This window comes from Thalassospiraceae bacterium LMO-JJ14 (assembly GCA_021555105.2).
GTDB lineage: Bacteria > Pseudomonadota > Alphaproteobacteria > Rhodospirillales > Casp-alpha2 > UBA4479.
Genome location: CP134604.1, coordinates 2,711,753 through 2,732,972, shown reverse-complemented (window position 1 = coordinate 2,732,972; position 21,220 = coordinate 2,711,753). Strand labels below are relative to the sequence as shown.

The 21,220-nt window shown below is 55.6% G+C and carries 18 protein-coding genes; 10 read left to right on the top strand and 8 right to left on the bottom strand.

Features of this window, described 5'->3' with window-relative positions; genetic code table 11:
• Positions 1 to 7: 7 nt before the first annotated feature.
• Positions 8 to 619: a CDP-alcohol phosphatidyltransferase family protein gene (locus tag L2D14_12950; GenBank protein WNJ98772.1), complete on the top strand. Its 612-nt coding sequence runs from the start codon at positions 8 to 10 to the stop codon at positions 617 to 619.
• Here the strand turns inward: L2D14_12950 and L2D14_12945 are convergent.
• Positions 597 to 1,208: a CDP-alcohol phosphatidyltransferase family protein gene (locus L2D14_12945; protein WNJ98771.1), complete on the bottom strand. Its 612-nt coding sequence runs from the start codon at positions 1,206 to 1,208 to the stop codon at positions 597 to 599. The genes L2D14_12950 and L2D14_12945 overlap by 23 nt on opposite strands.
• A gap of 143 nt (positions 1,209 to 1,351) precedes the next feature.
• Here L2D14_12945 and L2D14_12940 point away from each other — a divergent pair, with 143 nt between their 5' ends.
• The gene (locus L2D14_12940) at positions 1,352 to 4,018 is read left to right on the top strand and encodes an MMPL family transporter (GenBank protein WNJ98770.1); all 2,667 of its coding nucleotides are present in this window, start codon (positions 1,352 to 1,354) and stop codon (positions 4,016 to 4,018) included.
• Entirely contained in the window at positions 4,011 to 4,997 is a 987-nt protein-coding gene (locus L2D14_12935) for a lysylphosphatidylglycerol synthase transmembrane domain-containing protein (protein ID WNJ98769.1), read from the top strand. Before L2D14_12940 ends, L2D14_12935 begins: the two co-directional genes overlap by 8 nt.
• Before the next feature lie 19 nt (positions 4,998 to 5,016).
• On the opposite strand, the gene L2D14_12930 is transcribed toward L2D14_12935, so the two are convergent.
• Both L2D14_12930 and L2D14_12925 read right to left on the bottom strand, forming a co-directional pair.
• Entirely contained in the window at positions 5,017 to 5,568 is a 552-nt protein-coding gene (locus L2D14_12930) for an ABC transporter substrate-binding protein (GenBank protein WNK01685.1), read from the bottom strand.
• A 100-nt stretch (positions 5,569 to 5,668) separates the two neighbouring features.
• A complete protein-coding gene (locus L2D14_12925) occupies positions 5,669 to 6,277 on the bottom strand; it encodes an ABC transporter substrate-binding protein (GenBank protein ID WNJ98768.1) in 609 nt (202 codons plus the stop codon).
• Between the two features lie 228 nt (positions 6,278 to 6,505).
• Here L2D14_12925 and L2D14_12920 point away from each other — a divergent pair, with 228 nt between their 5' ends.
• Together L2D14_12920 and rpoH are read left to right on the top strand one after the other, a co-directional pair.
• Complete coding sequence (locus tag L2D14_12920; GenBank protein ID WNJ98767.1) at positions 6,506 to 7,423, top strand: VacJ family lipoprotein; 918 nt, start codon at positions 6,506 to 6,508, stop codon at positions 7,421 to 7,423.
• Positions 7,424 to 7,880: 457 nt separating this feature from the next.
• Positions 7,881 to 8,765, top strand: coding sequence for an RNA polymerase sigma factor RpoH (gene rpoH / locus L2D14_12915; protein WNJ98766.1), 885 nt, complete (start codon positions 7,881 to 7,883; stop codon positions 8,763 to 8,765).
• Between the two features lie 19 nt (positions 8,766 to 8,784).
• Here the strand turns inward: rpoH and L2D14_12910 are convergent, their stop codons facing one another.
• Positions 8,785 to 9,105 carry an usg protein gene (locus L2D14_12910; GenBank protein WNJ98765.1) on the bottom strand — a complete coding sequence of 107 codons (321 nt, stop codon included), beginning with the start codon at positions 9,103 to 9,105 and terminating at the stop codon, positions 8,785 to 8,787.
• A gap of 259 nt (positions 9,106 to 9,364) precedes the next feature.
• Between L2D14_12910 and groES the strand changes: the two genes are divergently transcribed.
• From groES to L2D14_12890, 4 genes are all read left to right on the top strand, one after another.
• Positions 9,365 to 9,679 carry a co-chaperone GroES gene (gene groES / locus L2D14_12905; GenBank protein WNJ98764.1) on the top strand — a complete coding sequence of 105 codons (315 nt, stop codon included), beginning with the start codon at positions 9,365 to 9,367 and terminating at the stop codon, positions 9,677 to 9,679.
• A 15-nt stretch (positions 9,680 to 9,694) separates the two neighbouring features.
• Positions 9,695 to 11,353, top strand: coding sequence for a chaperonin GroEL (groL, locus tag L2D14_12900; protein ID WNJ98763.1), 1,659 nt, complete (start codon positions 9,695 to 9,697; stop codon positions 11,351 to 11,353).
• Between the two features lie 104 nt (positions 11,354 to 11,457).
• A complete protein-coding gene (locus tag L2D14_12895) occupies positions 11,458 to 12,213 on the top strand; it encodes an SAM-dependent chlorinase/fluorinase (GenBank protein WNJ98762.1) in 756 nt (251 codons plus the stop codon).
• 118 nt (positions 12,214 to 12,331) lie between these two features.
• On the top strand, positions 12,332 to 13,156 hold the full coding sequence (locus L2D14_12890; protein ID WNJ98761.1) for an MBL fold metallo-hydrolase: 825 nt from the start codon (positions 12,332 to 12,334) through the stop codon (positions 13,154 to 13,156).
• A 30-nt stretch (positions 13,157 to 13,186) separates the two neighbouring features.
• Here the strand turns inward: L2D14_12890 and L2D14_12885 are convergent, their stop codons facing one another.
• From L2D14_12885 to L2D14_12870, 4 genes are all read right to left on the bottom strand, one after another.
• Positions 13,187 to 14,215, bottom strand: a complete 1,029-nt coding sequence (locus L2D14_12885; protein ID WNJ98760.1) for an OmpA family protein — start codon at positions 14,213 to 14,215, stop codon at positions 13,187 to 13,189.
• A gap of 30 nt (positions 14,216 to 14,245) precedes the next feature.
• The gene (locus L2D14_12880; protein ID WNJ98759.1) at positions 14,246 to 15,040 is read right to left on the bottom strand and encodes a MotA/TolQ/ExbB proton channel family protein; all 795 of its coding nucleotides are present in this window, start codon (positions 15,038 to 15,040) and stop codon (positions 14,246 to 14,248) included.
• Positions 15,041 to 15,172: 132 nt separating this feature from the next.
• Positions 15,173 to 16,546 carry an HlyD family type I secretion periplasmic adaptor subunit gene (locus L2D14_12875; GenBank protein WNJ98758.1) on the bottom strand — a complete coding sequence of 458 codons (1,374 nt, stop codon included), beginning with the start codon at positions 16,544 to 16,546 and terminating at the stop codon, positions 15,173 to 15,175.
• Between the two features lie 10 nt (positions 16,547 to 16,556).
• Positions 16,557 to 18,785, bottom strand: coding sequence for an ATP-binding cassette domain-containing protein (locus L2D14_12870; GenBank protein WNJ98757.1), 2,229 nt, complete (start codon positions 18,783 to 18,785; stop codon positions 16,557 to 16,559).
• Between the two features lie 155 nt (positions 18,786 to 18,940).
• Here L2D14_12870 and L2D14_12865 point away from each other — a divergent pair, with 155 nt between their 5' ends.
• Entirely contained in the window at positions 18,941 to 21,217 is a 2,277-nt protein-coding gene (locus tag L2D14_12865) for an adenylate/guanylate cyclase domain-containing protein (GenBank protein WNJ98756.1), read from the top strand.
• Positions 21,218 to 21,220 lie beyond the last annotated feature (3 nt).

The window sequence follows — 21,220 nt, the reverse complement described above, 5'->3', positions numbered from 1 at the left end:
GCAGGGCATGTCGCATAACACATGGATCCACAAGATCGCACGGGCAACCATCGTCCGTCCGCTGGCAAAGACGCCGGTAACGCCGAACCAGGTAACGACGGTTCGTATTCTTGCCGGTGTCGGCGCTGCCGTTTGCTTGGCATATGGCAAAGTTGAATGGTCGAACTACGGTGCAATACTGTTCATTCTTTCGATGTTGCTGGACCGTGCAGACGGGGATCTGGCGCGCATGACGGGGCGGACAAGTCCGGGCGGGCACACCTACGATCTGTTCGCCGATGCGTTCTGCAATGCCTTGATCTTTGTTGGACTCGGCATCGGATTGCGCGAAAGCGGTTTCGGTCTTTGGGCCATTCCGATGGGGATTCTGGCGGGCGGTGCGGTGGCAACAATCCTGATGCTGGTTATCCGAATTGAACGGCTTCAGGGTGCACGCGCTGCCGAGATCGGCGGTATTTTCGGCTTTGATCCGGATGATGCGATGCTGTTCGTGCCGATTGCCGTGCTGCTCGGCTGGTCCGATCAGCTTTTAACGGCCGCCGCCATCGGTGCACCGGCTTTCGCAATCCTGTTTGTTTTCCTGTTTCGCAAAGCCCTCAAGGACGCGCGCGCATCCTGAGTAGCGTGACGCAGGTGTACAGGCAATAAACCGTAGCGCCAAATCCGGCGGCGATAAAAAACGGATAAAGAAAGCCGAGCCAGGTAACCGGCCACAGAAGGTAAATCCCGTCTTCCAGCTCAAAACCGGCGAAACCGGGATAACCGACGGCCGCCCCGCTTTCATCACCACCGGTTTCACGGTCGATACCCAGGTTTGTAAACATCGAAATGATTGCGGCGGCAGCGCCACCGGACCCGAGCACAATGGCCCAAATGCCGAGATCGCTGTCTTTGAAACCCCAGCCCATGCAGAAGAAAAGCGCGGCGTAACTGACGGACCCGACAATGTAGTCGAGATAATACCCGAGCTTTGACGTTTTGCCGGACTGGCGCGCCAATTCACCGTCAAAATGATCGAAAAAGCGGGCTATGACGAACAGCCCGGCCCCCCAGACGGCAAGATGAGCATCCCCGGTTGCAAGCATTCCAGCCCCGCTCAACGCCAGTACGAGTGTAAACAGCGAGATATGGTTGGGCGTTATCGACGTATGGACGAGCGGCCGTACCATAACAGCTGCGATCCGTTGATCGAATGGGGGTTTTTTCATAACCGTATCGCGCTCCTCACAGGTGCCGGGAAGGTGTGCGGCAGAGGCGCTGCTGTCAAGAACGGTTGTTCCGGGCCATGTTGCTTCGTATAAGCCGTTGATGGTTCCAAGGTGACTGGTGCCGGGTGGAGCAGGAGGGCCGCGTGCTGCCGACAGCGGAAAACCGGGAAGATGACCGTTTCGCCAACGGCGTCGGCTGCTGGGTGGATATTTGCCAGCGGCGTGCCGTGCTGGTGCTTGTCACATCCATTCTGATCAGTATTGCTGCCGTTTTCTATCTGGCGGAAAATCTGCGCATCGATACCGATAACGAGGACATGTTATCGGCGGATCTCGCATTTCGCCAGAATGCGATTGCCCTCGATCAGGCGTTCCCGGTTCTGGACAGCAACCTTCTGGTCGTACTTGAAGCTTCGAACGCCGATGCCGCGGATGACAGTGTGCGGCGTCTTGTCGATGCCATGCGGGCCAGAGCCGAGATTTTCGAGGATGTTTTTGCCGCCGAAGCCGATCCGTTCCTGCGCAAGCACGGTTTTCTGTATCTAGAGACAACAGAGCTTGAAGACCTTTCCCTAAAGCTTGCGTCGGCACAGCCTTTTCTCGGGACACTCTGGCAGCAGCCGAATTTATTTGGCCTTGCCGGGATGCTTGAACTGATGGCGGATGCGGGTACGAAGACAGGGACATCAGCCGAAGCCGCCGCCGTTTTAGACAAGATGGCGGATGTCGCCGAACGCGTGCGGGCAGGCGAGGATGCGCACCTTGTTTGGTCCGAGTTGATTTTGGGGGCAATGCCGGCCACCGGTCCGGTGCGTCGGTTGATCCAGACACGGCCGAAACTCGATTATGGCTCCCTGCATCCGGCGGCTCGTGCCAGCGATACGGTTCATGAAATCGCCCAAAACGAAAAATTGCTGGATGGAGGGTATAATCTGCGCCTGACCGGGTCGGCAGCGCTGGAAAGCGATGAATTGAAAAGCGTCGAAGAGGGGATGGGGCTTGCCGGTCTGATTTCGCTGACGATTGTTATCCTTGTTTTGATGATAGGCATTCGTTCTTTGGGGGTGATGGTTGCCCTATTCATGACCCTGATTTTCGGTTTGTTGTGGACGGGGGCCTTCGCAATTCTGGCGCTGGGTTCGTTGAATCTGATTTCCGTCGCGTTTGCTGTGTTGTTTGTCGGTCTTAGTGTCGATTTCGGCATTCATTTCGTGCTCAGGGCTGTTGAGTATTCAGGTTTGTCCGGTCAGTGGTCGGAAGCGCTTGCCAAGGGTGGGCGTAGCGTCGGCGGGTCCCTCGCGATCTGCGCACTAACCACGGCTATCGCATTCTTCTCGTTTTTACCGACGGATTATGTCGGGCTTGCCGAGCTTGGCCTTATTGCAGGTGTCGGCATGTTCATTGCGCTGATCTGCAATTTGACAGTGTTGCCTGCATTGTTGCGGCTGCTGGTTCGCACACCGCCGGTGCTCAAGGCCATGCATGAAACACCGCATCCTCAACGCAGGTTCCGGAAATCGGCGGCAAAGATCGTCATGATCGGTGTTGTGAGTGCAATCGTGTCCGCATGGCTTGCCACCGGCACCCGTTTCGACTTCGACCCGATGAACCTGAAGGACCCGGATGCACCATCCGTGGTGACACTCTTCGATCTGATGGGTGATGGTGATATCCACCCGTACTCATCGGAAATTCTCACACCGGACATGGCAGGTGCGGAGAAAATAATCGCCGAACTGCAGGCGCTGGATGCGGTCGATAATGTCGACAGTATATTTTCACTGATCCCGGATGCGCAGGCGGCCAAACTTGCCATCATTGAGCGTATGGCACTCTTCATGGGGCCGGCGTTTTTCGCTCCTCCAGGCGCGATTGCGTTGTCGGGGCAGAATCTGGATACGGCGTTGAATCAGATTGCCGAAAGCTTGAGTGCCTTGTCCAGCGATGCCGCTCTTGGCCCGGCAGCGACCCGTTTGGCTGCCGCATTGAACGGCACTCGTGCAGAGCAGGCGGCGCGTATCAATCAGGCACTTTTCAGGTATCTGCCGGGACGTCTTGAAGATCTGGTGACGGCGCTCGAAGCTTCGGAAGTGGATGTCGCAGGGCTTCCGGCGGAACTGAAAAGCAGGTATCTGAGCGAGGACGGCAGAGCCCGCCTAGATGTGCGGCCGAAAGCCGATTTGCGCGACCCGGTAAGGCTTCGTGAATTCGTCGAGGCAGTGCAGAGCGTTGCGCCGCAAGCCACAGGCGGACCGATAATCATCGTCGAAGCAGGTCGCGCCGTTCTGGACGCTTTTGGCAAGGCGCTGGTTATTGCCTTGCTGGGCATAGGCTGCGTGCTTTGGGTTGTTTTGCGTCGTCTCCGGGACGTCTTTCTGGTTTTCGCACCCGTTTGTGTCGCCGCATTGTGGACCTTGGCGGTTTCTGCCGTGGCTGGTGTGCCGTTCAATTTTGCCAATGTGATCGTGCTGCCGCTTCTGTTCGGCCTGAGTGTCGATTTCGGCATTCACATCGTGTTGCGCCAGCGCGCCATTGTCGCGAGCGATACCGACCACCACGATGCCATGTCGACGACGACACCGCGTGCTGTTCTGCTGAGCGCCCTGACGACGCTGGGGTCATTCGGCTCGATCATGCTTTCCGGCCATCCGGGGACAGCCAGCATGGGGCTATTGCTCAGTATCGCCATATCGCTAAGCCTGGTCGCGATTCTGATATTCCTGCCGGCGCTGATGGCGCTGATGATGCGTTCTCGTGATGCTGGCCATTCGGATAAAGGCCATATTGATAATGGGCAGGTGGATGCGTAGCTGGAAAGTCCTCTCGCTTTTGATTGGTGTCGGTCTGCTGTATTGGATTATCAGCGGTATCGACCTGAACGATGTTGCCGGGCGGGTGCTTCAGGTCGGTGCCGTGGGGATCGTTATTGTCATCGGCATCTATTTTCTGGCGTTTCTGGGCGATTCTGTTTCCTGGCTGCTGATCCTGACATCGCTACCGGTGAGTCTGACCTGGATAAGGCGAACCTTTATCGTCCGCTTGGCAGGCGAGGCGTTCAACAATACCGTTCCCGCCGGCGGTTTTGCAGGCGAACCTGTCAAAGCAGTGCTCCTCAAGGCCAGGTATGGCGTGCGTTATACCGAAGCGACGGCTTCGATCGTCATGGCGCGGACCGTCAACATGATTGGCCTGATCGTATTCCTGATGATCGGCTTCGTTTTCATGGCTCTCTCCGACGTGATCGACGGCCCGCTGCAAGCCACCGCCAGTGCAGGGTTGGTCTTTCTGAGTATAGGTACGTTACTGATGTTCGCGATCCAGCGATACAAGGCATCAAGTTGGCTGGTGGCGAGGTTTTCCGGGCAAGCATGGGCGGAGCGCGCCGCCGGAGCAATCAGGGTCATCGAAGAGCTGGACCATCGATTTGTCACTTTCTACACGCGCCATCGTGGGCGGTTATTGGCGTCGCTCGTCCTTGCCTTCATTAACTGGGTACTGGGCGTCGTTGAAATATACGTGACGTTTCTGCTCCTCGGGAATGAAATCGGTTGGGCGGATGCCTGGATGATTGAGGCGCTTGCACAGATGATACGGGCTGCCGTGTTTTTCATTCCGCTCGGTATCGGTGCACAGGAAGGGGCTTTTGTCCTGATTTCCGGTGCCATAACCGGCGTACCCGGCCTTGGCCTTGCCTGCGCTGCGGTGCGCAGGATCAGGGAAATATTCTGGATCGCACTCGGACTTGTCGCGTGGATGGCATACCCGACGTCACCCCGGGACACCCCTTAGAATCTATAAGGGCAGGCATCTAGTGAGCCAGCAGAGCGGTCGCCTGCTCGTTGAGGGTTCTGGCCAAAGCCTCGGCACCGCCTTTCTTGAGGGTGCTCGCGTATTCAGAAGCACGCAGGGCAAGTTCGCTGATTCCGCCCTTTAGCAGGACATCGACGATCAGCCAGTCGCCGTTCTTGTTCCTGACGACATAGCTTATGGCGACGTTTTCATCGCCAGTTTTCAACTCGCAATCGACAAGCTTCAATCCGCGAGGGCCGTTTCGCGATCCCTTGATGATGAAAGCACCGCTCGTCAAACCGGCGAACTGGTCTGCATATGTCGCAATGCTGACACGCCGGAATGCGTCAAGCAGTGCCCTTTGCGATTCGGCCGAAGCTTTCCCCCAATGCGTTCCGGCCGCCGTTTTGATCATGCTTTCGAAATCGAATGCCGCGTCCATGGCGGGCGCGAGCGAAGTGAACCGTGCCATGTCGGTTTTCCCGGCAGAGTCTCTAACGCTTTGCAAAAGCTGGTCGTGATACGTGCTGACCGTTTCAGCGGGGCTTGCAGCCAGGCTTGCTGGAATCATTAATGCCAACAATAACAACAAGATGCGAATTGAAGTTAACATAAGATATCCTTTTGTCCTGGTGCCAATAATAACCCGGAAAAGGGCAACAATAGGGCGTTCAGGACAAAAGGTCGCTCGCCTTGTTTCTGAGCAGACTAATCAGGGCTTCTATGCCCCCCTGAGTAAGGGTTAGCCGGTATTCGGAGATTCGCACTTTCAACTCGCTAATGCCGCCGTCGACAATAACGTCGATCAGGCGCCACTGCCCCTCGGATTTGCGGGCGACATAGGAGATGGCAACATCGCTGTCGCGCCCGGGAACCTTGAGCGCTGTATCGACGAAGGTAATGCCTTGTGGCCCTTCGCGCTCTCCCTGAACGACGAATTGTTCCCCTGAATACCCATCGAAAAGCGTTGCCAGGGTGGCGATACTCATCCCGGTAAATGCTTCGACCAATCTGTTCCGCTGGTCTCGCGATGCGGTTTGCCAATGGGCTCCGGCGGAAAGCCCGGCCATCAAGGGCAGGTGAAATGTGTTCGTGATGATGGGTTCCAAGCGGTCATACCGGCCTTTGACTCCCAGTTCTTTGGCATCCTTCATCACCGATAAAAGGCCGCTCTGAAAACTCTGCACCAACTCGCTGGCCGGGCCGGCCCATGAAGCAACAGGATATAAAGCGAAAATTGAAATCAGAATCGTGCCGACTATATTTCGTATGCAACGCATAGTAACAGCGTCCCCCCATGTGCTTTTTTCCATTTAAGCATATCTGCAGATACCCGTTAACACACTGTTTTCAATATTCGATGACAAAAATGCCACAGTTATGTGGAAAAGGTCACAATCATGTTGCCCGGTGGGCATTTAACCGGGTAAAAAGTCTGGGTGATGGGGTCGCTTTCGTTGTGCGCCAACAGGTGTATATTAGGAGCGATATAAACGAACTGGAATTCGATGCGCGCGCTTAAACTTTCTACATTCTGTTCAGCGTTGATTCTGGGAGCGGGACTCGTCATGAGTGCACCCGCCTTTGCTGACTCACGGGGCGTTCTCGAACCTTTCGGCGGTTCTGCGCATCCGGGTGTCTACATCGACTCCCAGATTGCCGAATTGCCTGCCACGGCGATAACGCCACGTCGTACCCTTCTTGCACAGGCGCCAGCGGCCGACGACGATGTCAACGACCCGCTGGAATCCGTTAACCGGGTGATTTTTCAGTTTAACGAGACAGTTTACGCTTTTCTCCTGACGCCGATTGCAAAAACCTACAATTCGGTTTTGCCATCGACATTCCGTGCCGGTGTCAGCAACGTCATCGACAATATCTCTTCGCCTGTAACGTTTGTGAATGACCTTTTGCAGTTCGAGCTGGACCGCGCACTGACGACGCTGGCCAGATTTGTGGTCAATACGGTCACGGGCATGGGCGGGATAGCTGATATTGCTAGCAGCATCGGGCTGGAGCAGCACGAAGAAGATTTCGGCCAGACACTTGGAACGTATGGCGTCGGAGAAGGGCTATATCTGGTGCTGCCGCTCTTGGGGCCAACCAACCCGAGAGATGCGGTCGGCAAGTATCTGGTCGATCCGTACTTCGATCCTCTTGGACTTTATCTTTCCAATACGGAACGCGATGCCGAGGCTTATTCCAGGCTGGGTGTATCTGCCATCGATGAATACGCCGGGCTGGTCGACGAGCTTGAGCAGATCAAAAAGACTTCCGTCGACTACTATGCGGCCATACGCAGCCTGTACCGTCAGAAGCGCCTGACCGAGATTTCGAACGGTCGCGAAGAAGATTTGCCTTCGATTCCCAATTACGATCTGAATTTCGCACCGGATAACAACGGCTCTATCGCCGGCGTTAAGTAAAGGCCTGGGATTGTCGAAAGCCGGCCGTTTTGCCGGCTTTTTCAAGGGCAAGATATAACAATTAAATAATGTTATAAAAAACATATAACATTATTTAATTGGTTAGTATAATGAAGAGGTAACATAAGGCACTGTTTTCCATTACGAATTTGTAACGTGACTATATGCTTCAAGTGGGATTTTCTTGACATTGAAGCCAATCACCTAGTATAAAGGTCGGGTAAAGAGGGGTGCCCATTTGGGGCTTCTCGATTGGGTTCGGCGGTTGTGAACCTGCAACAAAGCCAACGTTGCTCTGAAGGAGGATGTGGCCATGAAGTTCTTTCTGAAGATCTCACTCATTCATCGTTGCTGATGGCAGCTGTTATACAGCGTGCGCTTTAGTGTGCGCTGTTCTTAGAGCAGAGATTACCGGTGCTTCATTTAGGCCGATTAAGACAGGAAAGAGGATGTAACTATGACCAGCATGACGCTTCCCGCACTGACAAGCGAAAACGGGCTGTCGCGGTATCTCCAGGAAATCTGGAAATTCCCGATACTCGAAAAAGAAAAGGAATACATGCTCGCCTATCGTTTGCGTGACGAAGGTGATGTTGATGCCGCCCATGAAATGGTGACGTCTCATCTGCGGCTGGTGGCAAAGATTGCCATGGGCTATCGGGGCTATGGCCTGCCGGTTTCAGATCTGATTTCCGAAGGCAATATCGGTCTCATGAAGGCCGTTAAGAAATTCGACCCCGACATGGGTTTCCGCCTTTCCACCTACGCGATCTGGTGGATCAAGGCGTCGATTACCGAGTACGTGCTGAAGTCGTGGTCGATGGTGAAAATGGGTACGGTGTCATCGCAGAAGAAATTGTTTTTCTCTCTTCGCCGCATGAAAAACCAGCTCAAGATTTACGATAACGGTGAGTTGAGCGATGAGCAGGCCGGCTTGATTTCCAAAGCCGTGGGCGCGACGCAGGAAGAGGTTCAGCATATGAACCGTCGCCTGCATTCAAGGGATTTCTCGTTGAATGCGCCGTTGTCACAAACGGATGACGGTGTGGCTGAATTTCAGGATACACTTGTTGACGAGCGTCCAAGTCCTGAAGCTCTCGTCGGTGCGCATGAGGAATTAAGTGTGCGTTCCGAAATGCTTGAACGTGCACTTTCGGAACTGCCGGAACGTGAACGGCATATTCTGATCGAGCGGCGTCTGAAGGACGACCCGGTGACCCTGGAGGAACTGGGGGTTGAATACGGTATCAGCCGCGAACGAATCCGCCAACTTGAAGTACGGGCGTTCGACAAGGTTCAGAAGCTTGTTCGTGCCGAAGCCATGCAGGCAGCGGCCGGGTGATCCGATCAACTGCCGGGCGCTAGTTAACCGCGAACATACCATCCGCCATCCTGAGCTCTGCGGGGCTGACAAGCTCCGCAGACGCGATGGTCACAGAATGCAATCTGCCGTCGATACGGCGCTCCCAGAAATTGAGAAACTGCTTAAGCTGCGGAAATTCCGGTGCGATATCGAGCCGCTGCCAGATAAATTCCTGCAGCAGTTGCGGGTAATCCGGAAGATGATAGAGAATTTGCGCTGTCGTCAGCCGGTAGCCGGCAAGTTGGTCCCGGAGGAAGTTTCCGGAAGGGCCTTTCTGGGCAGGGCCGCTGCTGGAAGGATTGCTGTCGTCGGTAAACATTAGGTCTCCTTTCAGATCGTTGCGATGCAATAATTCTGCCGTGATCTTTTTTCAGGCGCAACAAAAATCAATAAATTCAACATCTTAGCAGCGAGTCCGGGGGAGTGCTGCTACCTTGGCCCATGTGCCTTAAAAAAGTCATGCACGGGAGCCTTGACGCCTTGGAATTCCGGGTTAAATACACATTGGCACTCAGGGAGCTTGAGTGCCATTTATCACTTCAACCACTGACGTTCGCTTGTTCAAGGAGGAACGATATATGTCATTCAGACCTTTGCATGATCGCGTGCTGGTAAGGCGCGTCGAGCAGGAGGAGAAAACGGCCGGCGGGATTATTATTCCCGATACCGCGCAGGAAAAACCGATGGAAGGCGTCATCGTCGCCGTCGGTAATGGCCACAAGTCCGAGGACGGTAAAGTGACCGCCCTGGACGTTAAGGCCGGTGATCAGGTGCTGTTCGGCAAATGGTCCGGTACCGAGGTCAAGATCGACGGTGAAGACCTCATCATCATGAAAGAATCCGATATTCTTGGCGTGATCGAAAAATCCGCTGCCAAGAAAAAAGCTGCCTAAAAGGGGTGTATAGAAATGTCAGCCAAAGAAGTTAAGTTTTCCGCCGATGCGCGTGACCGCCTGCTTAAGGGCGTGGACACGCTGGCCAACGCGGTCAAGGTGACGCTGGGTCCGAAGGGCCGCAACGTCGTCCTCGACAAATCGTTCGGTGCACCGCGTATCACCAAGGACGGTGTCACCGTCGCCAAGGACATCGAACTTTCCGACAAGTTCGAAAACATGGGCGCGCAGATGGTCAAGGAAGTCGCATCGCGCACCAATGACGAAGCCGGTGACGGCACCACGACGGCGACGGTTCTCGCCCAGTCGATCGTCCGTGAAGGTTCCAAGGCGGTTGCTGCCGGGATGAACCCGATGGACCTGAAGCGCGGCATCGAGCTGGCGGTTGCCGCCGTCGTCGCCGACGTCAAGAAGCGTTCGCAAAAAGTCAAAACCAACGAGGAAATCGCCCAGGTCGGCACGATCTCGGCGAACGGTGACCGCGAAGTCGGCGACATGATCGCATCTGCGATGGAACGCGTCGGCAACGAAGGCGTGATCACGGTCGAAGAAGCCAAGTCGCTGCACTCAGAACTCGACGTCGTCGAAGGCATGCAGTTCGACCGCGGCTACACCAGCCCGTACTTCGTCACCAACGCCGACAAGATGACCTGCGATCTCGACGATCCGTACATCCTGATCCACGAGAAGAAGCTGTCCAGCCTGCAGCCGTTGCTGCCGGTTCTGGAAGCCGTGGTGCAGTCGGGCCGTCCGCTGATGATCATCGCCGAGGACATCGAAGGCGAAGCGCTGGCGACCCTGGTCGTCAACAAGCTGCGCGGTGGCCTCAAGGTTGCTGCCGTCAAAGCACCTGGCTTCGGTGACCGCCGCAAAGCGATGCTCGAAGACATCGCCGTTCTGACGAACGGTCAGGTGATCTCCGAAGACATCGGCATCAAGCTTGAAAACGTGACCATCGAGATGATGGGCCGCGCCAAGAAGGTGACGATCACCAAGGAAGAAACGACGATCGTCGAAGGCACCGGCAAGAAGAAAGACATAGAAGGCCGCTGCTCGCAGATCCGCGCACAGATCGAAGAAACCACCTCTGACTACGACCGTGAGAAGCTGCAGGAACGTCTGGCGAAACTCGCCGGCGGTGTTGCCGTGATCCGTGTCGGTGGCGGTTCCGAGATCGAAGTGAAGGAAAAGAAAGACCGCGTCGACGACGCCCTTCACGCGACCCGCGCAGCGGTTGAAGAAGGTATTGTCGCCGGTGGCGGCACGGCGCTTCTGTACGCGACCAAGGCGCTGGCCAAACTGGAAGGCGAAAACGCCGACCAGACGGTGGGTGTGAACATCGTCCGCCGTGCGCTGCAGGCGCCGCTGCGTCAGATCGCCGAGAACGCGGGTGCCGATGGCGCCGTCGTGGCCGGCAAGCTGCTCGACCAGAAGGACGTTGCCTTCGGTTACAACGCGCAGACGGACAAGTACGAAAACCTGATCAAGTCGGGCGTTATCGATCCGGCCAAGGTTGTCCGCACGGCGCTGCAGGACGCGGCTTCCGTCGCAGCCCTGCTGATCACCACCGAAGCCATGGTCGCCGACAAGCCGGAGCCCAAGGAAGCCGGTGGCGGTGCCCCCGACATGGGTGGCATGGGTGGCATGGGCGGTATGGGCGGCATGGGCTTCTAAGTCCCTGCTATCCGACGCCTTACAAGGCCAAGCGATCAAGGGGCGCTCTTCGGGGCGCCCCTTTTTCTTGGTGAGAGCGGATAGGATACGATAACGTCTGGCCCATGATCGTAACGTTTACGGATTTCGGAACGGAAGGCCCCTATATGGGGCAGATGCGGGCAGCCATCTATGGTGAAGCGCCCGGTATACCTGTTGTCGACCTGATGGCGGATGCGCCTGCGTTCGATCCACGTTCGGCGGCATATCTATTGCCGGCGGTGATGGGGCCTCTACCTGAAGAAACCGTCTGTCTTGCCGTAATTGACCCCGGTGTCGGCAGCCGCCGGGCGCCGATTATTCTTCGTGCGGATAACCGTTGGTACGTTGGGCCAGATAACGGGTTATTCGAAATAGTCGCACGGCGTAGCGAATCGGAACCTGAATGGTGGGAGATCACCTATGCGCCGGACAGGCTTTCGGCCAGTTTTCATGGCCGGGACCTGTTTGCACCGGTTGCTGCAAAAATAGCCAAAGAGGGGTATGGGGCGCTTGCCGATATAGCCAGAAAGAAAGAGCCAGGGGCTTCGCCGAACACGGATTGGCCCGACGATTTAGCTGAAGTAATCTACATTGACGGTTATGGAAACTGTATGCTGGGAACCCGCTGGGGCATACTCACCACCAATTTTGCAATTGATTTGCCTTCTGGAACGATAGGGCGTGCTCGGACATTCTCTGACGTTCCTGAAGGTACGGCGTTTTGTTATGAGAATGCGATGGGGCTTGTTGAGATTGCCGTAAGTCATGGGCACGCGGCAGCGAAACTGGGCCTTGAAGTCGGTAGTCAGGTTGCCGTAAGGAAACTGTCAGGGAAATAATCAAAACTGCAGAATAATTTGGCAAACCAATGTGGTACGACTACCATCATTGATATAAGCTGAGGTATTAATTCGGGGAGTTGGATCGTTTGACCGTCGCCCAAACCGAGCGGGATATATGTCGATTCGTGTAAAATTCTGGGGGGTCAGGGGGAGCATTGCATGTGCAACTCCCGATCACATGAAATATGGCGGGAATACCAGCTGCATTGAAATTCAAGCTGGTGACTATCGCTTTGTCATGGATGCAGGCACCGGTATCCGAAACTTCGGCAACACCTTTCTTAAAGATGATATCACTGAATCTCATCTTCTTCTGACTCACACCCACTGGGATCATATCAACGGATTTCCATTCTTCGTGCCGGCTTATGATGCAAAGAGATCAATTCATATCATGGCCGGGCATCTGAAAAATCAGGGCGGCGTCCAGGACGTGTTATCGACACAGATGCATAACCCGATGTTTCCTGTACCGCTCGAAGCGATGCAGGCGAGTTTGCGGTTTGAAGACTTTGAAGCCGGCGACAGTTTTTCGTTGGCCAAGGGGGTCGACATCTCGACGGCACCGCTGAACCACCCGAACGGAGCTACCGCTTACAGGGTCGATCACGAAGGTAATTCAGTGGTCTATGTAACGGACACCGAACACATACCCGGCAAACCCGATCAGAATATTTTGAAACTGATCGAAGGCGCGGATTTGGTAATTTACGACTGCACTTATACGGAACAGGAATTCCCGGCGAAAGTCGGCTGGGGGCATTCCACATGGGAAGAGGGGATGCGCCTTTGTAAGGCTGCCAATGTTAAGCGGCACGCAATCTTCCACCATGATCCGGACCACAATGACGAATTCATGGATAACCTTGCCATTGAAGCCGCCGAGGCGTGGGAAGGTAATTTCGTCAGCCGTGAAGGTATGGAACTGATCGTCGAATAACTTTCGGCGGCTTTCCTTTGTTTTCAGAAATCAATTAGCAGTTTGCGTCGTCAAGCGCTGGCGTTCGGCATTCAGGAAGGCCTCGAACTGCTCATAATCCTTGCTCAGCGCGGGATCTCTGCTTGACGCCAGGTTGTCGAATTTCAACTGCATTTCTTCAAGAGCATTCATGTTTTGCGGCAATCCGGCGGCGATGATCTCGCGTTTCAGATTGTCGAGCGCCGTTTTGGTTTGCTGCTGTGCCGGATTCAGTGCTTGTGGAGCCGGCTGTATCGGCAGCCGCTGCTCAAGCGTCGCACCAGGAACCGTGCCGGCTTGCTGCTGCGGCGCGACGGCTTTTGCTTCTTCCTGGCGGCGTTTGAATTCTTGTGCGCGGATATAGGCATCACGCTCATTCAGGGACATCGGATGAAGTCTCAGGACGACCCTTCTGTTGGTGGCCCGGTTTTCGGGGATCGGTTTGCCTTCCAGATCCAGGTTCGGCACCTTTGGACGCGTATCCGCATAGCCCGTAGCGACGAGCCGTTCGCGCGCGACATTGTTACCTTCAAACATTCTGACGACGGTTGATGCCCGGGCTGCGGACAATTCCCAGTTCGATGGAAACTGCTTGGTGCTGATCTGCCCGTCATCGGTATGCCCTTCGACAACGACGTTATAAAGCTCGTAATTCGGTGAAGATAAAGTCTCGGCGAGTTTCTTCAAAACCGGGATCGCGGCCGGGACAATTTCAGCCGAGCCGGGCTTGAAGAATGCGTTCGATTGCAGTTCGATCGTCACGCCTTTGTCGTCCGCGCCGACGGTTACGACCTGATCGGCCTGCATTTCATAGACAAGATCCTGGGCGTCGATTTTCAGGCTTTGAGTCGTCGTCTGCTTGTCGCGGCCGCCGATGTTCGCTGCGACGGCGGAAGACAGTTCTTCATACGCGGGAATGTCGAATTCGGCGAATGTCAGCAACATGACGAAGAACGCCATTAACAGCGTTATGGCATCGGCAAACGTCGTTAGCCAATCTTCCGCTGCATCTTCAGGTGGTTCGTTCTTGGGTGCCGCCAAAACCGGCCTCCTGTGAGTGGTCTTGTGCCGCTATTTCTTCATCTTGTCGATGTTGAAGTGGATCGATGGATCGAGATAGCTGTTCATCTTGTCCTGAATATAGCGCGGTGATTTCTTGTCCGCGAGGAGAGCAAGACCCTCGGCAACCAGATAGTTGCGGAATTTAACGATTTGTTCGCGCTGCAGAACCTTGGTTGCAGTCGGCAGGAAGAATATCCGTGCAAACAGCACGCCATACAATGTCGTCAACAAAGCAACAGCCAGCCCCTTACCTAGCTGAGATGGATCACCGCCCATATTATCGAGCATGATGATCAGGCCGACCAGGGTTCCGATCATGCCGAAGGCTGGGGCCGCCGAAGCCATGTCCTTAAGGATATATACCTGCACGGTATTCCGGCCATAAGTCGTTTCGATGGTATTGGTCATGATTTCGCGGACTTCCTCGCCGGTATATCCCGAGACCACCATCTCGACCCCGAATCGCAGGAATTTATCACCACGCGTTGCTTTCATGGCTTCCGCTTCAAGGGCCGGCACGCCGCTTTTTTGCACCGTGTAGGCCCATTTGATAATGCGTCCAACTTCGCTTTTGAGGACATTACGGCCGACCTTGGGTGAGAAAACAATACGCCAGATCAGTTTCAGCGACAGCAAAACGTACCGCGGCTCATATGAAATAAAGGTCGACGCGAGCGTCCCGCCGGCAACCATGATGAAGCTCGATCCACTGAGGAAGATGATATAGTTGTCGGTGCTGATGATAATGGCGCCAAGAAACAGGCCAAGCGCACCTAAAACACCGAATATAGTTGTTAATGACATTTAGTCGCTTCTCAGTAGTTTCCCTGCGCTCACCGGACGACACACAATGTCGGCGAATCCTGCTACTATAAAGAATCCCTTATGTTTAAGAAATAATTAGCAGCAGAGTCCCGGCTGATAAATTGTCTTTTCTTAGCGTTCGCGGAAAGCTTCGTGACGCAGCTTCAAGACCGGTTTGATCAGATAGTCCATGACCGATTTTTCGCCTGTATGGATATCGACTGTCGCCTGCATACCGGGCGTGATCGGCAGATCGCCCTCGACCCTGCCCAGGTAGTTCTTATCCGTCTGCACGACGACGCGGAAATAGGGTGCGCCGTCCTCATCCGTGCTGCTATCCGGCGCAACGCGGATAACCTGCCCCTTCAAGCCGCCGTAGCGGGCGAAGTCGTAGGTGGAAATCTTGACCGTTGCGGCCTGACCTTCGGTTACATATCCACGGTCAATCGGGTTAAGTTTCGCTTCAACGACGAGCTGATCGCCGGTCGGCACGAGTTCCATAATCGGTTCGCCCGGTTTGACGACGTTGCCGATGGCGTTATAGCGCATGTTTTTAACAACGCCGTTGATTGTGCTTTTGATCTCGGCGCGGATGCCTTGTTCAGTGGCATCGCTCAACAATTCCGTCACGCGGGCAATGTTTTCTTCAATCTTGCCGAGTTGATCCTGTGCTTCACGGCGGAAGCGGCTTTCCGTTTCCTGCAGGCGCTGACGGGCTTCCTCGACGGCGGCCTGTACCTTCGGCAGGGACGGGCGCAATGACTTCATCTCACCGTCAAGGTTCTCGACTTCGGCTTCCAGTTCCAGGTGTTCCATTTTTGCCGTCAGCCCTTCGGCCAGCAGCGACTTGGACATCTTCAGGCGTTCCGAGGCTAGCTTGTAGTTGCTCTCGACTGCGCGCGACCTCGCGGTCAGTTCCTCAACTTCAAGCTCGCGCTGTTTGACCTGCTCGCGCATCACCTGGATTGTCGACGACAGCTCTCGCCGTCGTGCTTCATAGGCCTGACGCTGAGCAGCGACGATGGCGGGACGGCGTTTGGCGACATCTTCGGGGAATACAAGCTCTGCCCCAGTAGCTTCGGCTTCGAGACGCGCTTTGACCAGGCGCTCGCTATCGATGCGGACCTGCAGTTCTTCGCGGTTGGTGCCTGCAGACGCGAGGTCGAGCTGCAAGAGTGTCTGCCCCTCGCGCACAGTATCGCCTTCCGTAACATAAATTTCCTGAATAATGCCGCCTTCAAGGTGTTGCACGACCTTGATGCGTCCGGCAGGAACGACTTCTCCGGTGGCGATCGAGACCTCGTCAAGGGTTGCGAAATTGGCCCACGTCAGACCTGCAGCCAGAAGGATCATGACCGGCCACGCAACCAGACGCCATCCCGGCAGCGGGTTCTGGTTCAACATCATATCCAGCTTGTCGGACGCGGTCGGGCCGCTGGGCGGTCCCGGTTGCGTAATCTTCTGGGGATCAGCTGTTTGTTCAGGTCCTGATGCGTCGGGACTCATCGCTCAACTCCTAATCGGCTTGCGCCTTTTGATTTTTTGGGCTCGCGGCTTCGTCAGGCGCTTTCTGGTTCGATTTATGGTCCCCATCGAACCCCTTAATTAAATCCGCATACGGATCATCAAGCAACCGTTTCGCATCGCCATCCAGTTTGAACATATTGCTGGCCGGGACGCTGGGATCCGCCGTCGAACGCTCGGCATTCTTGGATTTTGCGCGCTCGGCAATCGCTTCGGCGGCACCCCCCGTCTTCGGCGGCAAGTCGGCGTTGGCGGGCGATGGCGGCGCTGTTTTCGCAGGGGTGCCGGGCGCAGGCATATTTGCTGGTTGCGGCGGGACCGGAGCCTTTGTAGCAGCGGGCGGTTGGCCTGCGGCTGGTGGCGTCCGCGGGGGCTGTTGCGGGGCAGTTGCTTGTGGCGGGACTGCTTGTGGCGGGGCTTTAGGGGGCGCCTCACCTGTTCCCTTGAGTCGCGGCGGTGCCGGTTTCTGAGTGGCATTCGCAGGGGCTGCGGCGGCTTCTTGCGGTGCGTCGCCTTTCGCCATCGGTTGCTGGCCGAAGAGCTTCGGCAGTATCTCCCGGGACGGCCCTGCAAGTGCAACCTTCCCTTTATCCAGAGCAACGAGGTCGTCGCACGCCGCCAACAGGATCGGGCTGTGCGTGACGATCACGACGGTTCTTGTCTTGCCGATTTCGACCAGGGTCTTGCGCAGTTCCTGTTCGGCCTGACGGTCAAGGCTGGCCGAAGGCTCGTCGAGCAGCAACACGGCCGGATCGCCGAGCAGGGCACGGGCAATGGCAATACGCTGACGCTGTCCGCCCGAAAGACGCTGCCCGGCTTCGCCGATATCCGATGCATAGCCATCCGGCAGATCGATGATGAAGTGGTGCACACCGGCCTGTGTCGCCGCTTCGATGATCTTTTCATCCGACGCATCGGGGAAGCGGTGCACGATGTTGTCACGGACAGTGCCCGCGAACAGGACGGTTTCCTGCGGTACATAGCCCATCCACGTTGCGAGTTCCGCGCGTGTAAACTGGGCGATGTCGGCGCCGTCCAGCAGCACGCGGCCGTTCGTCGGCGCATACAGGCCCTGAATCATTTTCAACAGTGTCGTCTTGCCTGAGCCGTTCCTGCCGACCAGCGCATGCACGCCGCCGGCATGGATATTGACGGTTACGGAATCGACGACCGGCTTGTTCCCCTCGGCATAAGCGAAGGTCAGGTTTTCGACCTGAATTTCACCACGCGGCTTTTCGAGTTTCACCTCGCTCTCGGTACGGTCAGAAATGGATGAGAACACTTCACCCAGACGATCCACCGATTGCTTGAAGCTGTTGTAGGCGCGCCATTGTCCGACCAGTTGATTCAACGGCCCGAGAATTCGCCCGGACAGCATGTTCGCTGCAATCAGCGAGCCCATGGTCATGTTCTGGTTGACGATCTGATAGGCCCCGACGGAGGTCATGAAAATCGTCGTCGCCATGGTCAGGGATTGCGAGCAGTTGGTATAGAAATCAGTCTTGCTGCCACGGTACATCGACTGTGCGATGTTGTTGGCATGGGTTTCTTCCCACAAAGGCCGCATGGAACGGTCAAGCGCCAGTGCCTTGATGGTTGTACGCCCCTGAATGAGTTCGGCGATCAGGGCGTCGCGGCCCTGCGTGCTTTCACGCTCCGCAGCGTTGGCCTGTGACATGACACCGCTCGAACGCCAGGCGACGAACATGAAGAGAGGCAGAATGACCAGCAAGACCCAGGCGATCGGCGTTGCGATTATTGAAATCAGGACAATGAACATAATGACGAACGGCAGGTCGCAAAGCAGGATGGCCGAGGCGCCGGACAGCGTGTTGCGAATGGTATCCACGTCGCGGAACAGGGCCTGCCAATAGCTTGCCGGTTTGGCCTCAAGTACGTCCAGCGGCAGGCTCATTAATTTATCGAACAGGTATCGGCCGACAATGACGTCGACGCGAAGCGCCACCGTCTGCATGATTCTAGAGCGCGCCTGTTTCAGGGAAAGATCGAACAGCACCACCAGGGTCATGCCGATGACAAGGCCCCAGAGCGTACTGAGGCCGCCAGTCCCGACCACGCGGTCATAGACCTGCATGGTGAAGACCGGAGTCGCCAGCGCCATAAGATTGACAAACGCCGACATCACGAAAACCTCGCGAAAGATCGGCTTCAATTGCTTCATTATGGGCTTTAGCCACGCGCGCTTGGCGTTATCGCTCATTCAAGGTCCCTGAACATGTGTCGCAATGCACGATACCATACGATATTTCAATCTTTTAGCATACATTCTGGGTAATTGTCGAAAGACGCTTGACCCCATATGACGTAAAATGTGTAGACTTAAGGCTTGGAGCCTGGGACGGGGAGCTCGATTTTTTGCGGATACTTAAATCCATATTCAGTTTCGAGCGCTCGCTCGGCATGATCCTTCTGGTTTCGTTCCTTGGGCTGTATTACGTCGATGTCAAAACCAACATCGGTTTCTTGGATGCATGGCGAAATAAGGTTTTCGACTATTATCAGGAAATAAAACCCCGCGAAATACCGACGCCGGAAAACAAACCCGTTACGATTATCGATCTTGATGAACAGAGCCTGGAGACGGTCGGGCAGTGGCCCTGGCCTCGAAACATACTGGCACAACTGGTCCAGAATCTGATGCAGATGGGCGCCGTTCTGGTGGCATTCGATATTGTGTTTGCCGAGCCCGACAGGATGAACCCGGCCAGCGTCGCGTCGACACTTGCCGGCCTTGATGATGCGACAAAGGCCAAACTGGTCTCGTTAAAAAGCAACGACCAGATTTTCGCCGATACGATTCGCAAATCAAGGGTCGTTCTTGGCCAGGCCGGGCGCCCGAACGAAACCGACGGCGTTAAGGGACCACCGGTCAAAAAGTCGGTTGCAGTGCGTAAATCATCAAAGAATGCCGTTGAGCCTTATACTTATATTCCGAAATTTCCGTCACTGGTGCGGAATGTGCCGGTGATCGAACAAGCGGCGATTGGCCGTTTCGGTGGTCATGGCATTTTCTCGGTTATCCCAGGGAAAGACGGAATCGTGCGCAGCGTACCTGCGTTCTTTGGACACGATGGCGAGTATTTTCCGGCCTTGGCCATTGAAATGCTCAGGATCGCCACGGGCCGGCAAACGGTGCTGGCAGAGGTGAATGCAGCCGGTATGACTGGCGCAGGTGTTGCCAAGGGATTAAAGGTGACAACGGACAGGATCGGCCAGATATGGCCGTATTTCTCGAAACGAGATTGGGATAAATATGTCCCGGCTTACAAGGTGCTGAACGGCACGGCCGATCCGGCAATGATCAAGGGCAAGCTGACGATCCTGGGAACTTCCGCAGTGGGACTTCGAGATATTCGTTCTATCCCGACGGAACGCGACATCCCCGGGGTCGAGGTGCATGCCCAGCTGATTGAGGCGATCATCCATAAGAAATACCTGGTGCGGCCGAACTATGCAGACGTTGCGGAGCTTTCGATCCTGCTTGTTGGTGGCATCATCATGATTATCCTTGTGCCGTGGGTCGGCGCGAAGTGGACGGCAGCCCTGTTCCTTCTCGTGGCAGGTGGTTCACTCGGGACATCATGGTACCTGTTTGCTGAGAATCTTGTTTTGCTCGATGCGACCTATGCGGTGGTCGGCATTGCGGTCATGTACACATCGATGACCTATTTGGGGTATGCGCGTGAGGAAGCCGAGCGGCGTCAGACCCGTGACGCGTTCTCGAAATATCTGTCACCGGATATGGTCAAGCGCGTTGCCGGTGATCCGGGCGCGCTGAAGCTGGGCGGCGATCAGCGCAAAATGACGTTGCTGTTCTGTGATGTGCGCGGGTTTACGACGATTTCAGAACAATTTGACGCAGTCGGCCTGACCAGTCTGATCAATAAGCTTTTGACGCCGCTCACCAACGTTATTCTTGAGCGCAAGGGCACCATCGACAAGTACATGGGCGACTGCATCATGGCGTTCTGGAACGCGCCGCTGGATGATGACGATCAGGAATACAACGGCTGTGCATCGGCTCTGGCGATGCTTGCGGAGATGCATCCGCTCAATGACCGACTGGAGAAGGAAGCAGAAGAGGAAGGTCGAAAGCATATCCCGCTGAAAGTCGGCCTTGGCCTCAACACGGGCCCTTGCGTCGTCGGCAACATGGGATCGGACATGCGCTTCGACTATTCGGTGCTTGGCGATGCGGTGAACCTGGCGGCGCGTCTTGAAGGTCAAAGCAAAAGCTATGGCATGAATGTCGTGCTCGGTCCGACGACGCGAAATGCGGTCAAGGACCGATTGGCCACCATCGACCTCGATTTCATCCAGGTGAAGGGTAAGACCGAAGGCACCTACATCTATGGCCTGATGGGGGACGAGGAAGTCCTCGCCGATCCCGCATTCAAGAAATTGCAGAATCTGATCTTCGATGCGCAGGAAATGTACCGTGCCCAGCAGTGGGACGATGCGCAGGAAATGTTCGATGAAATCCGCGATCTGGGCAGTGATGCGAAGAAGCCCTGGAAACTCGACTGCAACCTGCACGTCCTTTGCGATCTCTATGACGAACGGATTGCCGAATACCGCGTGAACCCGCCCGACCCGGACTGGGATGGCGTCTTCATCGCAACGACGAAGTAATCC

Coding starts and splice junctions, on each gene's coding strand:
- L2D14_12950 (WNJ98772.1), top strand. CDS start 8: ATGTCGCATAACACATGGATCCACAAGATCGCACGGGCAACCATCGTC.
- L2D14_12945 (WNJ98771.1), bottom strand. CDS start 1,208: ATGAAAAAACCCCCATTCGATCAACGGATCGCAGCTGTTATGGTACGG.
- L2D14_12935 (WNJ98769.1), top strand. CDS start 4,011: ATGCGTAGCTGGAAAGTCCTCTCGCTTTTGATTGGTGTCGGTCTGCTG.
- L2D14_12930 (WNK01685.1), bottom strand. CDS start 5,568: ATGATTCCAGCAAGCCTGGCTGCAAGCCCCGCTGAAACGGTCAGCACG.
- L2D14_12925 (WNJ98768.1), bottom strand. CDS start 6,277: ATGCGTTGCATACGAAATATAGTCGGCACGATTCTGATTTCAATTTTC.
- L2D14_12920 (WNJ98767.1), top strand. CDS start 6,506: ATGCGCGCGCTTAAACTTTCTACATTCTGTTCAGCGTTGATTCTGGGA.
- rpoH (WNJ98766.1), top strand. CDS start 7,881: ATGACCAGCATGACGCTTCCCGCACTGACAAGCGAAAACGGGCTGTCG.
- L2D14_12910 (WNJ98765.1), bottom strand. CDS start 9,105: ATGTTTACCGACGACAGCAATCCTTCCAGCAGCGGCCCTGCCCAGAAA.
- groES (WNJ98764.1), top strand. CDS start 9,365: ATGTCATTCAGACCTTTGCATGATCGCGTGCTGGTAAGGCGCGTCGAG.
- groL (WNJ98763.1), top strand. CDS start 9,695: ATGTCAGCCAAAGAAGTTAAGTTTTCCGCCGATGCGCGTGACCGCCTG.
- L2D14_12895 (WNJ98762.1), top strand. CDS start 11,458: ATGATCGTAACGTTTACGGATTTCGGAACGGAAGGCCCCTATATGGGG.
- L2D14_12890 (WNJ98761.1), top strand. CDS start 12,332: ATGTCGATTCGTGTAAAATTCTGGGGGGTCAGGGGGAGCATTGCATGT.
- L2D14_12880 (WNJ98759.1), bottom strand. CDS start 15,040: ATGTCATTAACAACTATATTCGGTGTTTTAGGTGCGCTTGGCCTGTTT.
- L2D14_12875 (WNJ98758.1), bottom strand. CDS start 16,546: ATGAGTCCCGACGCATCAGGACCTGAACAAACAGCTGATCCCCAGAAG.
- L2D14_12870 (WNJ98757.1), bottom strand. CDS start 18,785: ATGAGCGATAACGCCAAGCGCGCGTGGCTAAAGCCCATAATGAAGCAA.